19 protein-coding genes are annotated in these 16087 nt (G+C 51.2%); 13 read left to right on the top strand and 6 right to left on the bottom strand.

All coding sequences use genetic code 11. The annotated features are described in order from the left end of the window. The first annotated feature begins 331 nt into the window (after positions 1-331). From LCF41_RS02990 to LCF41_RS02945, 10 genes are all read left to right on the top strand, one after another. Complete coding sequence (locus LCF41_RS02990; RefSeq protein ID WP_225086824.1) at positions 332-1633, top strand: MFS transporter; 1302 nt, start codon at positions 332-334, stop codon at positions 1631-1633. A gap of 209 nt (positions 1634-1842) precedes the next feature. Next, positions 1843-2619 carry a transcriptional regulator ExuR gene (gene exuR / locus LCF41_RS02985; RefSeq protein ID WP_012773234.1) on the top strand — a complete coding sequence of 259 codons (777 nt, stop codon included), beginning with the start codon at positions 1843-1845 and terminating at the stop codon, positions 2617-2619. Between the two features lie 453 nt (positions 2620-3072). Beyond that, positions 3073-3756 (top strand): DedA family protein, encoded by a 684-nt coding sequence (locus tag LCF41_RS02980; protein WP_225086823.1) that lies wholly within the window; start codon positions 3073-3075, stop codon positions 3754-3756. A 2-nt stretch (positions 3757-3758) separates the two neighbouring features. Then, the gene (gene mzrA, locus LCF41_RS02975; RefSeq protein WP_225086822.1) at positions 3759-4154 is read left to right on the top strand and encodes an EnvZ/OmpR regulon moderator MzrA; all 396 of its coding nucleotides are present in this window, start codon (positions 3759-3761) and stop codon (positions 4152-4154) included. Positions 4155-4159: 5 nt separating this feature from the next. Beyond that, positions 4160-4549: a DUF1090 domain-containing protein gene (locus LCF41_RS02970; protein ID WP_225086821.1), complete on the top strand. Its 390-nt coding sequence runs from the start codon at positions 4160-4162 to the stop codon at positions 4547-4549. Between the two features lie 175 nt (positions 4550-4724). Then, positions 4725-5030 carry an ElaB/YgaM/YqjD family protein gene (locus LCF41_RS02965; RefSeq protein WP_012773230.1) on the top strand — a complete coding sequence of 102 codons (306 nt, stop codon included), beginning with the start codon at positions 4725-4727 and terminating at the stop codon, positions 5028-5030. 31 nt (positions 5031-5061) lie between these two features. Further along, on the top strand, positions 5062-5457 hold the full coding sequence (locus LCF41_RS02960) for a phage holin family protein (protein WP_225086820.1): 396 nt from the start codon (positions 5062-5064) through the stop codon (positions 5455-5457). Continuing rightward, positions 5454-5744 (top strand): YqjK-like family protein, encoded by a 291-nt coding sequence (locus LCF41_RS02955; protein WP_225086819.1) that lies wholly within the window; start codon positions 5454-5456, stop codon positions 5742-5744. The genes LCF41_RS02960 and LCF41_RS02955 overlap by 4 nt, the downstream gene beginning before the upstream one ends. A 273-nt stretch (positions 5745-6017) precedes the next feature. Beyond that, positions 6018-6413 (top strand): DoxX family protein, encoded by a 396-nt coding sequence (locus tag LCF41_RS02950; protein WP_010298854.1) that lies wholly within the window; start codon positions 6018-6020, stop codon positions 6411-6413. A gap of 108 nt (positions 6414-6521) precedes the next feature. Then, positions 6522-7517, top strand: coding sequence for a glutathione S-transferase family protein (locus LCF41_RS02945; protein ID WP_225086818.1), 996 nt, complete (start codon positions 6522-6524; stop codon positions 7515-7517). A gap of 58 nt (positions 7518-7575) precedes the next feature. Here the strand turns inward: LCF41_RS02945 and LCF41_RS02940 are convergent, their stop codons facing one another. Next, entirely contained in the window at positions 7576-8472 is an 897-nt protein-coding gene (locus LCF41_RS02940; protein ID WP_225086817.1) for a LysR family transcriptional regulator, read from the bottom strand. Positions 8473-8584: 112 nt separating this feature from the next. Here LCF41_RS02940 and LCF41_RS02935 point away from each other — a divergent pair, with 112 nt between their 5' ends. Further along, positions 8585-9283, top strand: a complete 699-nt coding sequence (locus tag LCF41_RS02935) for a pirin family protein (RefSeq protein WP_225086816.1) — start codon at positions 8585-8587, stop codon at positions 9281-9283. Positions 9284-9430: 147 nt separating this feature from the next. Next, on the top strand, positions 9431-9940 hold the full coding sequence (gene zur / locus LCF41_RS02930; protein WP_010298842.1) for a zinc uptake transcriptional repressor Zur: 510 nt from the start codon (positions 9431-9433) through the stop codon (positions 9938-9940). A 64-nt stretch (positions 9941-10004) separates the two neighbouring features. On the opposite strand, the gene LCF41_RS02925 is transcribed toward zur, so the two are convergent. From LCF41_RS02925 to LCF41_RS02915, 3 genes are all read right to left on the bottom strand, one after another. Continuing rightward, positions 10005-10214 (bottom strand): CsbD family protein, encoded by a 210-nt coding sequence (locus LCF41_RS02925; RefSeq protein WP_010298839.1) that lies wholly within the window; start codon positions 10212-10214, stop codon positions 10005-10007. Positions 10215-10728: 514 nt separating this feature from the next. Further along, on the bottom strand, positions 10729-11337 hold the full coding sequence (gene lexA / locus LCF41_RS02920) for a transcriptional repressor LexA (protein WP_225086815.1): 609 nt from the start codon (positions 11335-11337) through the stop codon (positions 10729-10731). Between the two features lie 110 nt (positions 11338-11447). Further along, positions 11448-11813, bottom strand: coding sequence for a diacylglycerol kinase (locus LCF41_RS02915; RefSeq protein ID WP_225086814.1), 366 nt, complete (start codon positions 11811-11813; stop codon positions 11448-11450). A gap of 127 nt (positions 11814-11940) precedes the next feature. Here LCF41_RS02915 and plsB point away from each other — a divergent pair, with 127 nt between their 5' ends. Next, a complete protein-coding gene (gene plsB / locus LCF41_RS02910; RefSeq protein ID WP_225086813.1) occupies positions 11941-14409 on the top strand; it encodes a glycerol-3-phosphate 1-O-acyltransferase PlsB in 2469 nt (822 codons plus the stop codon). 130 nt (positions 14410-14539) lie between these two features. On the opposite strand, the gene ubiA is transcribed toward plsB, so the two are convergent. Both ubiA and ubiC read right to left on the bottom strand, forming a co-directional pair. Continuing rightward, positions 14540-15403 carry a 4-hydroxybenzoate octaprenyltransferase gene (gene ubiA / locus LCF41_RS02905; RefSeq protein WP_225086812.1) on the bottom strand — a complete coding sequence of 288 codons (864 nt, stop codon included), beginning with the start codon at positions 15401-15403 and terminating at the stop codon, positions 14540-14542. 12 nt (positions 15404-15415) lie between these two features. After that, on the bottom strand, positions 15416-15949 hold the full coding sequence (ubiC, locus tag LCF41_RS02900; RefSeq protein WP_225086811.1) for a chorismate lyase: 534 nt from the start codon (positions 15947-15949) through the stop codon (positions 15416-15418). Positions 15950-16087: the final 138 nt, after the last annotated feature.

Here is a 16087-nt window from a genome sequence, read left to right as displayed (position 1 = left end):
TATTTGTGAGGTCATGATCGCAAAAATGTAACAAGCAGTACAATAACTCAGCACTTATCACTTTAAACCGCTTGTCTCTCTCGATTTCAGCGAACAATTCGTTATTCCGCATAAAAATAATGGTTTTGTGATATCACTCAACTTTTAAAGTTGTATGACAAATTATTGTAGCGCTGCCTTAAGCAGGGATTCAATCGCTATCTCACAAAGAGAAGGGTTTTCCTGCTCAGCACAACAACAAAACGTGTCGTACCACATTACAAGACACCGCACACCGTGACGCTACTCAAGAGCCACACTGTGTTTTTCATTGACTCGGAGAGAAAGTTAAATGCGTAAAATCAAAGGATTACGCTGGTATATGATCGGCCTGGTGACCATTGGTACCGTGCTGGGATACCTGACGCGTAATGCAATTTCTGTTGCCGCCCCGACGCTACAGGATCAATTGCATATCACCACACAGCAATATTCTTACATCGTTGCTGCCTACTCAGCTTGTTATACCATTATGCAACCCATCGCCGGTTATGTGCTGGACCTGCTGGGGACTAAAATCGGCTATGCCATGTTCGCCATTCTGTGGGCCATCTTCTGCATGGGAACCGCACTGGCGAACAGTTGGGGAGGGTTAGCGATCGCTCGTGGCGCGGTCGGTATGGCGGAAGCCGCGATGATCCCTGCGGGCCTGAAAGCCAGCAGCGAATGGTTCCCGGCAAAAGAGCGTTCTGTTGCGGTGGGTTATTTCAACGTGGGGTCATCCATCGGCGCGATGATTGCACCGCCGCTGGTGGTGTGGGCGATTGTGGCACACAGCTGGGAAATGGCCTTTATCATTACCGGTGCGCTGAGCCTGGTCTGGGCCATCTGCTGGCTCGTTTTTTATAAACACCCTAAAGATCAGAAAAAACTCAGCGACGAAGAGCGCGACTATATTCTTAGCGGGCAGGAAGCACAGCACCAAACCAATAACGCGAAGAAAATGTCTGCCTGGCAGATCCTGCGTAACCGCCAATTCTGGGGTATCGCGTTGCCGCGTTTTCTGGCTGAACCAGCCTGGGGAACATTCAACGCGTGGATCCCGCTATTCATGTTTAAAGCTTACGGCTTTAACCTGAAAGAAATCGCCATGTTCGCCTGGATGCCGATGCTGTTCGCCGATATCGGCTGCATTCTGGGTGGCTACCTCCCGATGCTGTTCCAGAAATATTTCAAAGTGAACCTGATCGTTTCCCGCAAGCTGGTCGTGACCATGGGCGCGATACTGATGATTGCACCGGGAATGATCGGGCTGTTCTCTAGCCCTTACGTCGCCATCGCGCTGCTGTGCGTCGGCGGTTTCGCGCACCAGTCGCTGTCCGGCGCGCTGATTACGCTGTCATCTGACGTATTTGGCCGTAATGAAGTGGCCACAGCAAACGGTTTAACCGGTATGGCGGCCTGGATGGCAAGCACCATGTTTGCGCTGGTTGTGGGCGCACTGGCGGATACGTTGGGCTTCAGCCCGCTGTTTGCTGCACTGGCGGTCTTCGACTTGTTAGGTGCCGTCGTCATCTGGACAGTGTTGAAAAATCAACCTGCATCAGAAGTCGCCGCTGCGGCTGAAACCTTGAAAGAAGCCAACCAGCACTGATAATCCCTGCATTATCCTGACTCATCCGGTATGATCGGATACCGGGTGAGCCACCTCCCTGCAATAACACACTGCGATAACTGTGACCGCAACATTGGTTGCTGCTATGATTAAGTGGTATAACAAATCATCCCTCAAAGATTAACGAGATAGACACTCAGGCCCTGACGTGGCACATGGACCGTCATCTATCGAGAGTAGACATCATCATGGCACTCACTGAACCCCGACGGCTATACCAGCAGTTAGCCGCAGAATTAAAACAGCGCATCGAAAGCGGTATGTACCAGGTCGGCGAAAAATTACCGGCAGAGCGCTATATTTCTGAAGAAATGAACGTCAGCCGCACCGTGGTGCGCGAAGCTATTATTATGCTGGAAGTCGAAGGGTACGTTGAAGTACGCAAGGGTTCAGGCATTCACGTTATTTCCAATCAGCAAAAGAACCCGTTCATTAATAGCGGCGATATTGAATTCGTCGCAGCCGGTCCGTTTGAGCTGCTTCAGGCACGTCAACTCATTGAAAGCAATATTGCTGAATTTGCAGCCACGCAGGTCACCCGTCAGGACATCATCCAACTGATGGAAATTCAGGAATATGCGCGTCAGGAAGATCGCTTCCGTGATTCTCAATGGGATCTCAAATTCCACGTGCAGGTCGCGTTGGCAACACAAAATTCAGCCATGGCGACCATCGTCGAAAAAATGTGGAGCCAACGGATCCACAATCCTTACTGGCGCAAACTGCATGAACACATTGACGACAAGTCGATAGAAAGCTGGTGCGAAGAGCACGATCGCATCCTTAAGGCACTGATTCGCAAAGATCCTTACGCCGCCAAACTGGCCATGTGGCAACATCTGGAAAACACCAAACAGATGCTGTTTCGCGCCACGACGGACGATTTCGAGTTTAACGTCGATCGCTATATGTTCGCCGAGAACCCGGTCGTTCACCTCGACCAAATACACGCCGGTAAGTCTTAACGCGATTTTTGCCCCTTGTTTTAAACGAGGGGTAACCTTTTGGACACGCGGGAAAAGGTCAGAAAACGTTGATTTCTGTCAGCGAGTGTAAAATATCGCAGAAACCCCCACTTTTCCTCGAAAAATCCCCCTAAACCGCCTCAGTTGTCGTAATATTTTTCTGTCTCAGTAACACCTATTTTGTTACAGTTAACGCGTCTTTCTTACGCTTAATCCGTCGCTTTGGATGTAAAGTCAGCCAAGACCAAACAATCCCGACCCGCCTGTTTATCGGGTTCACAGCGAAAAGCGAGCATCAAGTCAGACACCTGCGTCACTATTGGGCGGAACCAAACAGAGATCATAAAAAAAATCATAATCCTGCGCCCTGATAACACTGTATTCGCTCTTATCATGTCCAGAAGCGTGATTGTCGCCAAGGCTAAAATGCAACAGCAGTATTAGGAATACCGGATGGAATTAATCAAAGAACTGTTAAACGCACTCTGGCATCAGGATTTCGATATTTTAGCCGACCCCAAGCTGGTATGGACCATCTACATCTTGCTGTTTTTGATTATTTTTCTGGAAAATGGCCTGCTCCCCGCCGCTTTCCTGCCCGGCGATAGCCTGCTCATTTTGGTCGGTGTCCTCGTCGCCAAAGGCACAATGAATTATCCTTTTACTCTATTTCTCCTGACGACGGCCGCCAGCCTCGGCTGCTGGGCTAGCTACATCCAGGGGAGGTGGCTTGGCAATACGGGAGTGGTTCAAGGCTGGCTCTCGCACTTGCCCGCGCACTATCACCAGCGCGCCCATCAGCTCTTCCACCGTCATGGTCTGTCCGCACTATTAGTTGGCCGCTTTCTGGCTTTTGTCAGAACGTTATTACCGACCATCGCAGGCTTGTCAGGCCTGAATAACGCGCGCTTTCAGTTCTTCAACTGGATGAGCGGGTTCCTGTGGGTATTTATTTTGGTTACGCTGGGCTTCGCCTTAGGGAAAACAACGATCTTCCTGAAATATGAAGACGAGCTGATGTTCTGCCTGATGATGCTGCCGCTGGCGCTGCTGTTTATCGGACTGTTTGGATCGCTCTTTGTCCTGTGGCGTAAAAAGCGTGAAGCGAAAGCAGATAACACAGAAAAAGGAAGCTAACCGTGTCAATCCGCTGGCTATTGCCTAAACTTACGCCCAGAAAAATAGGCCGCATAGTGATATTGCTTGCCCTGCCCATTATCGCCTTGACGCAATCCCAGTCGCTGCGTCATTCTCAGGACGATGCGATGCTGCACATCAAGCCTGACGATGGCGCCGCGCTGCCAGATGGCTTTTACGTGTATCAGCGTCTTAATGAAAAAGGCATTGCGATCAAAAGCATTACACCAGAGCAAGATAGCCTGATCGTCCGTCTTGCCTCGCCAGAACAGAGTATCGCTGCCAGAGATGTCCTGCGATTGTCTCTGCCTAAAGTCACTATTACCGCGCAGCAGGCGACAACCCCGACACCGTTCTGGCAGCAAAAACTGACACAGAAACAATCCAAACTGGGGTGACGTAGATGAAACTATTTCCATCCATCATTGCATTATCTGTCCTGCTTTCCGGCCACGCGCTCGCGAATACCGCCAGTCAAGTGGAAACCTGTCAGCAGAAAGCGCAGGATATTCAGCGCCAAATCGATGAAGCACGTAAGCACGGCAATCAAAACCGCATCAGCGGGTTAGAAAAGGCACTGGACGGCGTGAAAACCCACTGTACGGATGCCGGGTTGGCTGAGAAGCGTCAGAAAGCGATTGAGGAAAAACGTAAAGACGTCGCTGAACGCCAGCAGGAACTACACGAAAGCCGGCAGAAAGGGGATAACGCTGAGAAGATCCTCAAACGCGAAAGAAAGCTGGCTGAAGCCGAGCAGGAATTACGTGCTGCGGAACGCGCCGCATCACAATAACCCCTCAATATCGTGTCCCTATAAAACACCCAGCAATTGTTCATTTTATATTCAAAAACCAAATCACTAAAATTTACAGCGAGTTATCAGAATTGTCCGTACCCGTTTGGGGCGGCATAAATTTCAGCTTCAGCTATAGTTAACGTTCAGGTTTATAACACGAAGGGTTATTAATATGGCTAAAGATCAAAATTCTGAATACCTACGCGCCGAATTGAAATCACTGGCGGATACGCTGGAAGAAGTATTAAGCACCTCCAGCGATAAATCTAAAGCGGAACTCGACAAACTGCGTAATAAAGCAGAAAGCGCGCTGAAAGAAACCCGTAATCGCCTGAGCGATACCGGTGAGCGAATCGCTTCCCACACCAAAGAAGCGGTTGAATCTGCAGACGACTATGTACGTCAGAACCCGTGGACCGGTGTTGGTATTGGTGCTGCTGTCGGCGTCGTGCTTGGCGTCCTGCTGTCTCGTCGCTAATTAGCGGCTTGTTATGACTTAGCGGATCGTTATGACGGATAAATCACAACAAGGCCCCGCAAGCGGGGTCATCGCTTCTGCTCAGCGCATCATCTCCATTATTGTCAGCATGGTGGAAAGCCGTGTTCGACTCGCCGTAATTGAATTAGAGGAAGAAAAAGCCAATCTAATTCAGTTGCTGATTATGGTCGGCCTGACGCTGCTTTTTGCCGCTTTTGGCATTATGAGCCTGATTGCGCTGATCATCTGGGGCATCGACCCGCAATATCGTCTCTTTGCACTGGGGTGTATCACCGCCACCTTGCTTGGGCTGGCGCTGATAGGCGGCATCTGGACACTCCTGAAGGTACGTCGTTCCACCTTGCTCAAAGCCACACGTAAGGAGCTGGCGACGGACAGGTCACTGCTGGAGGACGATCCCAAATGAGCCAGCGTCAGCAGCGAGACAGAGAAAAAGCCCAGCTACTGCGCCAGATACAGCAGCAGCGGCTGGATTTATCGGCAGGTAAGAAACACTGGCTGGATACCACCGCCCGTTACGATCGCGGCTGGCAAAGCCTGATGCAGTGGCGTAAATACTGGATCGTTGGCTCCAGCCTCGTGGCGCTCTATGGCGTGCGGCACCCCAGCCGTATGATTCGCTGGGGACGCCGTCTTGCCGGGCTGTGGGGAACATTCAGGCTCGTCCGCAAAACGTTTGATGCTCGTCCGTAATCCTTCCTATCGCATCGGCGATCTGCCTGTGCTATACGCCATTATTCACTTCACTTTTGCCTGACGCGCTCACGTCATTGCAGCGCGTTCTTGCATCATTCACTGAACATCAATTTTTCTGAAATACTGCAACAATTATACTCGCTGGTAGCCCAAATCATCTCTCTATACTATCTGCCCATAACCTGATGGCGGGCCAAGTTTTCAGACAACACCTGCTATAACAAACACAACAGGGCGATATAGCCCACAACAAAATCAATTGGAGAGATGATGAAAAATTTAGAAAGCACTGCACTGCTGGTTGCACGTATCTTAATGCCGATTCTGTTTATCGTTGCAGGTTACGGTAAGCTGGGTGATGCCTATGCGGGCACACAACAATACATGCAGGCGATGGGTGTACCGACCTTCCTGCTGCCACTGACCATTCTGCTGGAACTGGGTGGTGGTCTGGCGGTGCTGTTCGGCCTGCTGACGCGTACCGTTGCACTGTTTACTGCGGGCTTTACGCTGCTGACTGCACTGATTTTCCACTCTAACTTTGCGGAAGGCATGAACCAATTGATGTTCATGAAAAACCTGACCATTGCTGGCGGCTACCTCCTGCTGGCAGTAACCGGCCCAGGCGCATTCAGCATCGACCGCCTGCTGGGCAAAAAGTGGTAAGAGGGGTCTTTTCAAGCCTGTACTACACTTAATAGCCAAATCGCAAAGTAGACGGCAAGCATAAAAGGCTTGCCGTCGTTTTATCATCACACACAAACGGGAGGATTGATGGGACAACTGGTTGACGGCGTATGGCACGATACCTGGTATGAAACCAAATCTACCGGCGGCCACTTTAAGCGTTCAGAATCCACATTCCGCAACTGGGTCACGCCTGATGGTGCACCCGGCCTCACCGGCAACGGTGGCTTTCCTGCACAATCCGGTCGTTATCATCTCTATGTTTCGCTCGCCTGCCCGTGGGCGCACCGCACGCTGCTCATGCGACAGCTGAAAGGGTTAGAAGACCATATCGCGGTGTCGGTGGTTCATCCGCTCATGCTCGATCACGGCTGGACGTTCGGGACTGATTTTGAGGAGGCAACGGGGGACTCACTTTATCAACACGAATTCCTCTACCAACTCTACCTGCACGCCAAACCGGACTACAGCGGTCGGGTGACCGTGCCCGTCCTGTGGGACACCGAGCAACACACCATCGTCAGTAATGAATCCGCCGATATCATCCGTATGCTGAACAGCGCGTTTGACGGCGTGGGCGCAGCGGCAGGAGATTACTACCCAGAAGCGCTACGCGCTCAGATTGATGAATTGAACGGCTGGATTTACGACAAGGTCAACAACGGCGTTTACAAAGCCGGTTTTGCGACGAGTCAGTCGGCCTATGATGAAGCAGCAACGACCGTTTTTGCCGCATTATCCGATCTGGAAGCCATACTGGCAAAACAGCGCTACCTGACCGGTGAGCAATTAACCGAAGCCGATCTGCGCCTGTGGACGACACTGATCCGTTTCGACCCGGTCTATCACACGCATTTTAAATGCGATAAATATCGCCTGAGCGATTATCCCAATCTGTTCGGCTTTCTGCGTGATATTTATCAAATGCCTGGCATCGCCGATACCGTCGATATGGCGCATATTCGTCACCACTACTATCGTAGCCACGGCACGATTAATCCGCATGGCGTGATTTCGCTGGGTCCAGAGCAAGATCTGAACCAGCCTCACCACCGTGATAAGACGTTTGTCGATTTATACTGACATAATGAAGTGCAGAGGCAAGGTGTGAAACCACACCTTGCCGCAAAAAATGCAGGGTTTAGGGCTGGTTCAGCAGTTTTGGAATTTCACGCAGGAACCAGGATTTCGCCTCGCCCATGCTGTCTCGCCGCCACGCCATAATAATCTGGCTTTCCATCTGATGCTCCGGCCCAATCACCAGCAAACGCCCTTCGGCAATATCTTGCGCGACCATCGGATAAGGCATGGTCGCGACACCTAACCCAGCCAGCAGCGCACGCCGCTTATCATCCAGCGAGCTCACCGTCAGACGCTGCTGTTTGTCGAGCAATTGTACGGTCAGCACCGGGCGTTCGCGTGCGGTATCCGCCACCGCAATCCCGCGATATTTCACCCGAGTGGCATCCGACAGTGGTTCAGGCTCCTGATGAATCGGGTGCTCTGGGCTGGCAACATACACATTATTCATCGTGTACAGCTTGCGGGTATTCATTTCTGAAGAGGAGCGAAAATGCATATCCGGTGCAATCACGATATCGGCACGCCCTTGCTCAAGACGTTCCCACGCGCCCGCCAGCACTTCCGTCAGAATCGACACCTGTGTATTCGCTTTGAGCGCCAGCTTATCGATTAACGGAAAAAGCCGCTGAGTCGGAATAAGCGCTTCCGTCACAATCGTCAGATGCGTTTCCCAGCCGCGCGCCAGTGCTTCCGCATCCGTCGTGAGCTTATCCGCGGCCTCCAGCAGGATACGTCCACGTTCCAGCAGCATACGCCCGACATTCGTGAATTTAGTACGGTGCCCGGAACGATCGAACAACACCACATCTAACTCTTCTTCCAATTTCTGCATGGTATAGCTCAGTGCCGAAGGCACCCTACCCAGCTCGTCTGCCGCAGCGGCAAAGCTGCCACGACGATCGATCGCATCCATAACCCTCAAGGCTTCCAGCGTCAATGCTCGTTCTTTCGCCATCTTGGTACTCATTCAGGAATTTTGAATATACCCACCAGATTAACTAGCTAACAATCCAACGTCCACACAATTACTATCGGTTTAATAAATAATTATCTGGGGGATAAAAATTATGATCGCACGAAGAGCAGCGGGGCAATGCGGCCAGGCCGACTATGGCTGGCTGCAAGCACGCTACACCTTTTCTTTTGGTCACTATTTTGACCCACAGTTGCTGGGCTACGCTTCTCTACGCGTGCTCAATCAGGAAGTATTAGCGCCGGGGGCATCATTTCAGCCGCGAACCTACCCACGGGTTGATATTCTGAACATCATTCTGCAGGGTGAAGCTGAATACCGCGACAGCAATGGTCGCCACATTCAGGCCAAAGCTGGCGATGTTTTGCTACTCGCGACTCAGCCAAACGTCAGCTATAGCGAACATAATACCAACCCCAGTAAACCACTGACACGGCTGCAGTTATGGCTGAATGCCTGCCAGACTCGAGAGAACAGCCCGTTACAGCGCATGGAATTGGATTCATCAAGTCACACTCTGCTTGCCTCACCGGAAGGCGAACAGACGAGTCTGCAACTGCGCCAGCAGGTTTGGATCCATCATGTCGATCTCCAGCAGAATGAGCAAAGCACGATCGCACTACAGGGCAATCAGGCATACCTCCAGTTGATCCACGGTTCAATGGTGGTAAAAGGCAATCAGCACAGTGAAGCCCTACATTGCGGCGACGGCGCCTTTGTCAAAGAAGAAACGGCGTTGACGCTACAGGCAGAAACACCTTTACGGGCGCTGCTCATCGACCTGGTCGTGTAGCGCTTCTGTCCGCTGTTTTTACAGGGACTTCTGTTCGTTGTTTTTACAGGAAGTTGTTTTCGCAGGAAAACGCCGCCAGTTCGGCGTTTTTCTTCAGCCGTGGTAAGATATCCGTCTTGTTCCTCAATGCGTCAGGGTGATATGACAATGGATTCAACCAAACAGGACAAACTTCTTGCCCAGGCTGAACAGATTTGTCAGCAGCGCGCTGTGCGTCTCACGCCGCAGCGGTTAGAGGTTTTACGTCTAATGGCGCAGCAGTCCGGCGCTATCAGCGCTTATGACCTGCTGGATCTGCTGCGAGTGTCCGAACCTCAGGCCAAACCGCCGACCGTCTATCGCGCACTGGATTTTCTGCTGGAACAAGGCTTCATTCATCGAGTTGAGTCAAACAACAGCTACGTGCTGTGCCACCATATTGAAGACCACAGCCATACATCAGCCCTGTTCATCTGCGATCGCTGCGGGCAGGTCACGGAACGTCAAACCGAAGGTGTGGAAGAAACACTACGTAGCCTGGCACAGCAGTCAGGATTTACGCTACGTCACAGCGTTGTGGAAGCTCACGGGCTATGTGGCGGCTGTCAGGAAGTGGCATCGTGCAAACAGCCGGATCATTGCGACCACGACCACACGGTTCCAATTAAAAAGCGGTAACCTCGATTAAAAAACGATAGCCCCAAGGGCTATCGTCTCTTTCTGCGCAGAAGCATCACGTTCACTACCAGTGATATTTGTGGTGTTCTTCCCAGTGCTTCACTTCTTTCTCTGCCGCTTCTTTTGCGTACCCGTAACGCTCCTGGATTCTCCCTACCAGTTGGTCACGTTTACCTTCGATGACCGTCAGATCGTCATCCGTTAATTTGCCCCATTGCTCTTTCGCTTTACCTTTAAACTGTTTCCAGTTACCGCTGGCTTGGTCTTTATTCATAAGAATCTCCGTACCTTAGGTGAATTGCGCATAAAAATCGTGACTACCGACTTATGCGTCAGTTTCAGATAATCAGATAAATCGGTCTATTCAGTAAGCAGCGTCATCATGGTGTGAACCATCACGGTGTGCTTCGCCACTGTCTCCCTTGATTGCCGGGCCAACCTAAATGTGATCGCTGATGATCAATCACCAAACAACCAATCAAGATAAAAATGCTTATCTTGATAAAAATTATAGTCGAATATTTCGATTAAAATTGAAAAATAGGAATCTGTAGCTAAAAAAGACGTTAGGAAAGAGAACATCACCGCAAAAGCAGTGGGAAAACAGGTGGTAAGAGGAATCGTAGAGAACACACGATAAATGTAACGAAATATATACAGCTAGCAGCTTAACACGCGGGACACCCCACACATAAAGTGACTAGCACATGACGCGATTAACACAAAGAGAAAGAGAAAGAGGATGATGCACTGATTCAGACAGGTGAACAGTGCATCTCTATGAACCGTTAGCTCCAGTCGCTGTTACGAATCACGCCAACTGCTAAGCCTTCTATCGAAAAGCTTTGCTGACGCAGGTCGACAACAATCGGGGCAAACTCTTCGTTCTCCGCGAGAAGATGCACCATATTGCCCTGCTTTTTCAGGCGCTTCACCGTCACTTCATCGTCAATACGCGCGACAACGATCTGACCGTTACGTACATCTTCTGTTTTATGCACGGCCAATAAATCGCCATCCATAATACCAATATCTTTCATTGACATACCGCTCACCCGCAGCAAAAAATCAGCGCTGGGTTTGAACATGGCAGGATCAACCTGATAGTGACATTCGATATGTTCCTGTGCCAGCAGAGGCTCACCGGCAGCCACGCGACCAACCAGAGGAATGCCCGCTTCTTCTTCCATCAGCAGACGAATACCGCGAGAAGCGCCGGATACAATCTCAATAACGCCTTTACGCGCCAGCGCTTTCAGATGTTCTTCAGCCGCATTGGGAGAGCGAAACCCCAGCTGTTGAGCAATCTCCGCGCGCGTTGGTGGCATTCCGGTCTGCGCAATATGATCGCGGATCAGGTCATAAACCTGCTGCTGCCTTGCTGTTAATACTTTCATTCCGCCCCCTGGTTGTTTATACAGTCTTGCTGTGAGTATATACAGGTAAGCCACAATTGGGAATGGAGATATCGGCAAAGCCTCTGACTTTTATTCATTTATGCGTACCGTCAGGCAAAATGTTGCCAGAGAATGCTGACCCATACGACAGCGGCTAACACGATGGCAACAAAAACAGCTGCCGAGCCGATATCTTTCGCCCTTCCGGATAATTCGTGATGCTCAGGGCCAATACGATCGACAACCGCTTCAATGGCGCTATTAGCCAACTCAAAGAGCATAATCAATACGACAGACCCGATCAGCAGCAGTTTTTCAACCAGCGTAACTGGCAGCAAACACGCGATAATCACGCCGACAATAGTCAGTACGGTTTCCTGACGAAACGCCGCCTCATGCTGCCATGCCTGCTTTAGCCCCTTAAGGGAATAACCGGTCGCCTTAATAATCCGGATCATCCCCGTTGCTTTATTCATTTATCCTCCGCTATTTATGCAAAATAGTTCGCATTTTAACGCGCTCATGTTGTCTCATCACCACAGATCTCCGGCGCAGTTTCTGGTATCCTTGCGGCGCATTGCTAACAAGAGGCTCCAAGTTGTTATGTCAGGTTGGCGTAAAATTTACTATAAACTATTGAATCTCCCACTGAAACTGCTGGTTAAAAGCAAAGTTATTCCCGCAGATCCTGTGGTCGAGCTGGGGTTAGATCCCTCACGTCCTATACTCTATGTTCTGCCTTATAACTCTCAGGCAGATCTCTTGACGCTACGTGCGAAGTGCCTGGCATTGGGGTTACCCGATCCCTCGCAGTCGTTCGAATTCAACGGCGTCGAACTCCCAAGCCACGTCTTTATTAATGACGGGCCGCGTGTCTTCCGCTATTACGTACCCAAGCAGAAATCCGTCAAACTGTTCCACGACTATCTGGACCTGCATCGCGCCAATCCAGATTTAGACGTTCAGATGGTGCCGGTTTCCGTGATGTTTGGGCGTTCTCCGGGTCGGGAAGGCCATTCTCAGGCCACACCGCACCTGCGATTGCTCAACGGTATTGAGAAATTCTTCGCCGTTCTGTGGCTAGGCCGTGACAGTTTTGTCCGCTTCTCCAGCCCAGTGTCACTGCGCTATATGGCGACCGAGCATGGCACAGACAAAACCATAGCCCACAAACTGGCGCGTGTCGCGCGTATGCACTTCTCTCGCCAACGTTTGGCGGCAGTTGGCCCACGCTTGCCGGTACGTCAGGAGCTGTTTAATAAGCTGCTGGATTCCAAAGCGATCAAGAAAGCCGTGGACGATGAGGCGCGCAGTAAGAAGATTTCTACTGAGAAAGCGCAGCAGAACGCGATTGCGCTAATGGAAGAAATTGCCGCCGACTTCTCCTACGAGGCCGTACGTCTGTCGGATCGCGTTTTAAGCTGGACGTGGAACCGCCTTTATCAGGGGATAAACGTCCATAACGCCGAACGCGTTCGTCAGTTGGCGCAGGATGGTCACGGTATTGTCTATGTGCCTTGCCACCGCAGCCACATGGACTATCTGCTGTTGTCCTACGTCCTGTACCATCAGGGCTTAGTGCCGCCACACATCGCCGCGGGCATCAATCTTAATTTCTGGCCAGCAGGCCCAATCTTCCGCCGTCTTGGCGCTTTCTTCATTCGCCGTACCTTCAAAGGCAACAAGCTGTATTCCACGATTTTCCGTGAGTATCTGGGTGAACTGTTTGCCCGTGGCTATTCGGTGGAATACTTCATGGAAGGTGGACGTTCGCGCACAGGTCGTCTGTTAGAGCCTAAAACCGGTACGCTGGCCATGACCATTCAGGCCATGCTCAGAGGCGGTACGCGCCCTATCACGCTGGTGCCGATTTATGTCGGTTACGAGCATGTGATGGAAGTCGGCACCTATGCGAAAGAACTGCGCGGCGCGGTGAAGGAAAAAGAAGGCTTTATGCAGATGGTGCGCGGTTTGCGCAAACTGCGTAATCTCGGCCAAGGGTATGTGAACTTCGGCGAACCGCTCCCATTGACCACCTATCTGAATCAGCATGTTCCGCAATGGCGTGATGCGATTGACCCTATCGAAGCACAGCGCCCAAGCTGGCTAACGCCGACAGTGCAGGATATCTCTATGGATATCATGGTGCGCATCAATAATTCTGCGGCGGCAAACGCGATGAACCTGTGTTCGACGGCCTTGCTAGCATCGCGCCAGCGCTCGCTGACGCGCGAACAAATGCAAGAACAGTTGGATTGCTATCTGCAACTGCTGCGCCAGGTTCCTTACCACAAAGATATTACGGTTCCGAAAAAGACAGCAGATGAACTGTTGGAACATGCGTTGAGCATGAACAAGTTCGAAGTCGAGAAGGATAGTATTGGCGATATCATCATTCTGCCGCGCGAGCAGGCCGTTCTGATGACGTACTATCGCAATAACATCCAGCATCTGTTGGTCTTACCGTCGCTGATCGCCAGCATCGTCATCCATCATCGCCGGATTACGCTTGCCGAAGTCGTACGACAGATCGCGCTGATTTATCCGCTGCTGCAATCTGAACTGTTCCTACACTATTCCAAAGAACAGTTACCGGGCGTGCTGGAAACGTTGGCTAACGAGCTGATTCAACAGCAATTGCTATGCAGCCGTGACGGTGAACTGGCTATCAATCCGCCGCGTATCCGTACGCTGCAATTGCTGTCAGCAGGCGTACGTGAAACGCTGCAACGCTATGCGATTACGCTGTCGTTGCTGTGTGCGAACCCAGAAATCAACCGCGGCACGCTGGAGAAAGAAAGCCGGAATATGGCGCAACGCCTGTCCGTTCTGCACGGTATCAACGCGCCGGAATTCTTTGATAAAGCGGTGTTCTCAACGCTGGTCGCGACCTTACGGACAGAAGGGTATATCACCGACAGCGCGGAAGCGGCACAAGGCGATATCGTCGCGATCTACAACATTCTCGGCGATCTGATCACCCCGGAAGTGCGTTTGACCATTGAAAGCGCCAGCTCATCTACTGAAATGGAAGCCGATAGTCAGGAAGTAGAAAAGACAACGCAGGCGTAGTCAGGCTGGAAAATGGCGGACGGTCTGCCGCCATCAAGCCGCAGATGTGTTTAGCGTTACCAACACAGTAGATGTTGTGCCATAAAAAAAGCAGCGAGAAATCGCTGCTTTTTTGTCTCTGATGTTCAGCTTACAGGCCAAACAGCACACCAATAAATATCGCCATTCCCACGTATTTATTATTGTGGAACGCCTTAAAACAAGCATCGCGCTCACGACCGGCTGTGAGTATTTGCTGATAGACAAACATCCCACCCGCCGCCAGCAGCGAAATATAGTAAGGGGTTCCCAATCCGCTGATCTTTCCTAAAATCAGCAGCAGCGCCAGCATGCTAAACTGCAATAACCCGATGATGAGATTGTCAAAACGGCCAAACAAGATCGCAGTGGATTTCACCCCGATCTTCAGATCGTCGTCGCGATCCACCATCGCATATTGGGTATCGTAGGCGACCGTCCAGCAAATATACGCCAGAAACATCATCCAGCAGGTTGCAGGCAGGCTTTCACTCACCGCGGCATACGCCATCGGGATCGACCAGCCAAACGCGGCACCCAGCACAAACTGAGGAAGATGGCTGACCCGTTTCATAAACGGATAGACCCATGCCAGCCCCAGCCCTGCAACGGACAGCCAGATCGTCATCTTATTCAGCGTCAACACCAGACCAAACGCCAGTAAGACCAGCACGACAAACAACACTTTAGCAGACTGCTCGCTCACTTCACCGCTAGGCAATGGGCGAGAAGCCGTGCGTTTTACATGACCGTCAAAATGACGATCGGCATAATCATTGATGACGCAGCCCGCCGCACGCATTAAGAAAACGCCAGCGACAAACACAAAGAGCGTCCACGGTGCGGGTACTCCTCCTCCCGCCAGCCACAGCGCCCATAGCGTTGGCCACAGCAATAACAGAGAACCTACTGGTTTATCAATCCGCATCAAGCGGCAATAAGCCAGCCATTTCCCTGCTGTAACACTTCTTTCCAAGGATTTATCTCCTCAAATTACCTGCCAACCTTCATCACCCGGTACGTAATAAACCGGTGATTCCGGTAAGAAAAGCTCAGTCAACAGTAACGGATGATCCGAAAGGCACAAGCGGGAACGCCGCGCCCATAAGCCTTCGCAGCATCCGGTATGAATGTAGTCACGCGTCAGCGATTTTTGTTCAAACAGATAACGGCCTAACGGCTGGTTGCCTATCTTCGTCAGGGCTGAATCCGTTCCGTCAAGCGTCTGTTGCGGAACGACGGTACGGCCAAAAAGCCAGGGGCGATCGTCACCGTACAACACCACTTCACGCAGCCAGTAGCGCTCACTATATGGTAGCTGTTCGCGCTCTTCGCCCAGCTCTTGTGGCGTAATAAATCCCTCACGACAAAGGGTAACCCGCAGTTGGGCACAATATTTTTCCAGCCGCTGCGTCATGGAACGGGCTTCCATCAGCCAGTCACCAATATGCTCAGGTAATACCGAAGGAGGTTCAGCAAACCAGGAAATGGTGCGCAAAAGCGTAGACGCATCGTCAGACATTGTCCCTACTCCAAACAGGGTTACTTTGCCAAATAACAGCATTCGTAAATAAAGTAAGCGCTCCTATTGTAGCGCAGAATGCTTCCCCCGATAACACGCGATAAACCAATTCATCCCCGATGTGGCAACATTTCGGCA

It is taken from the genome of Pectobacterium colocasium (genome assembly GCF_020181655.1).
Classification (GTDB): Bacteria; Pseudomonadota; Gammaproteobacteria; order Enterobacterales; family Enterobacteriaceae; genus Pectobacterium; species Pectobacterium colocasium.
Note: the sequence above shows the minus strand (reverse complement) of the source record. Positions and strands in the feature narration are given on the sequence as shown.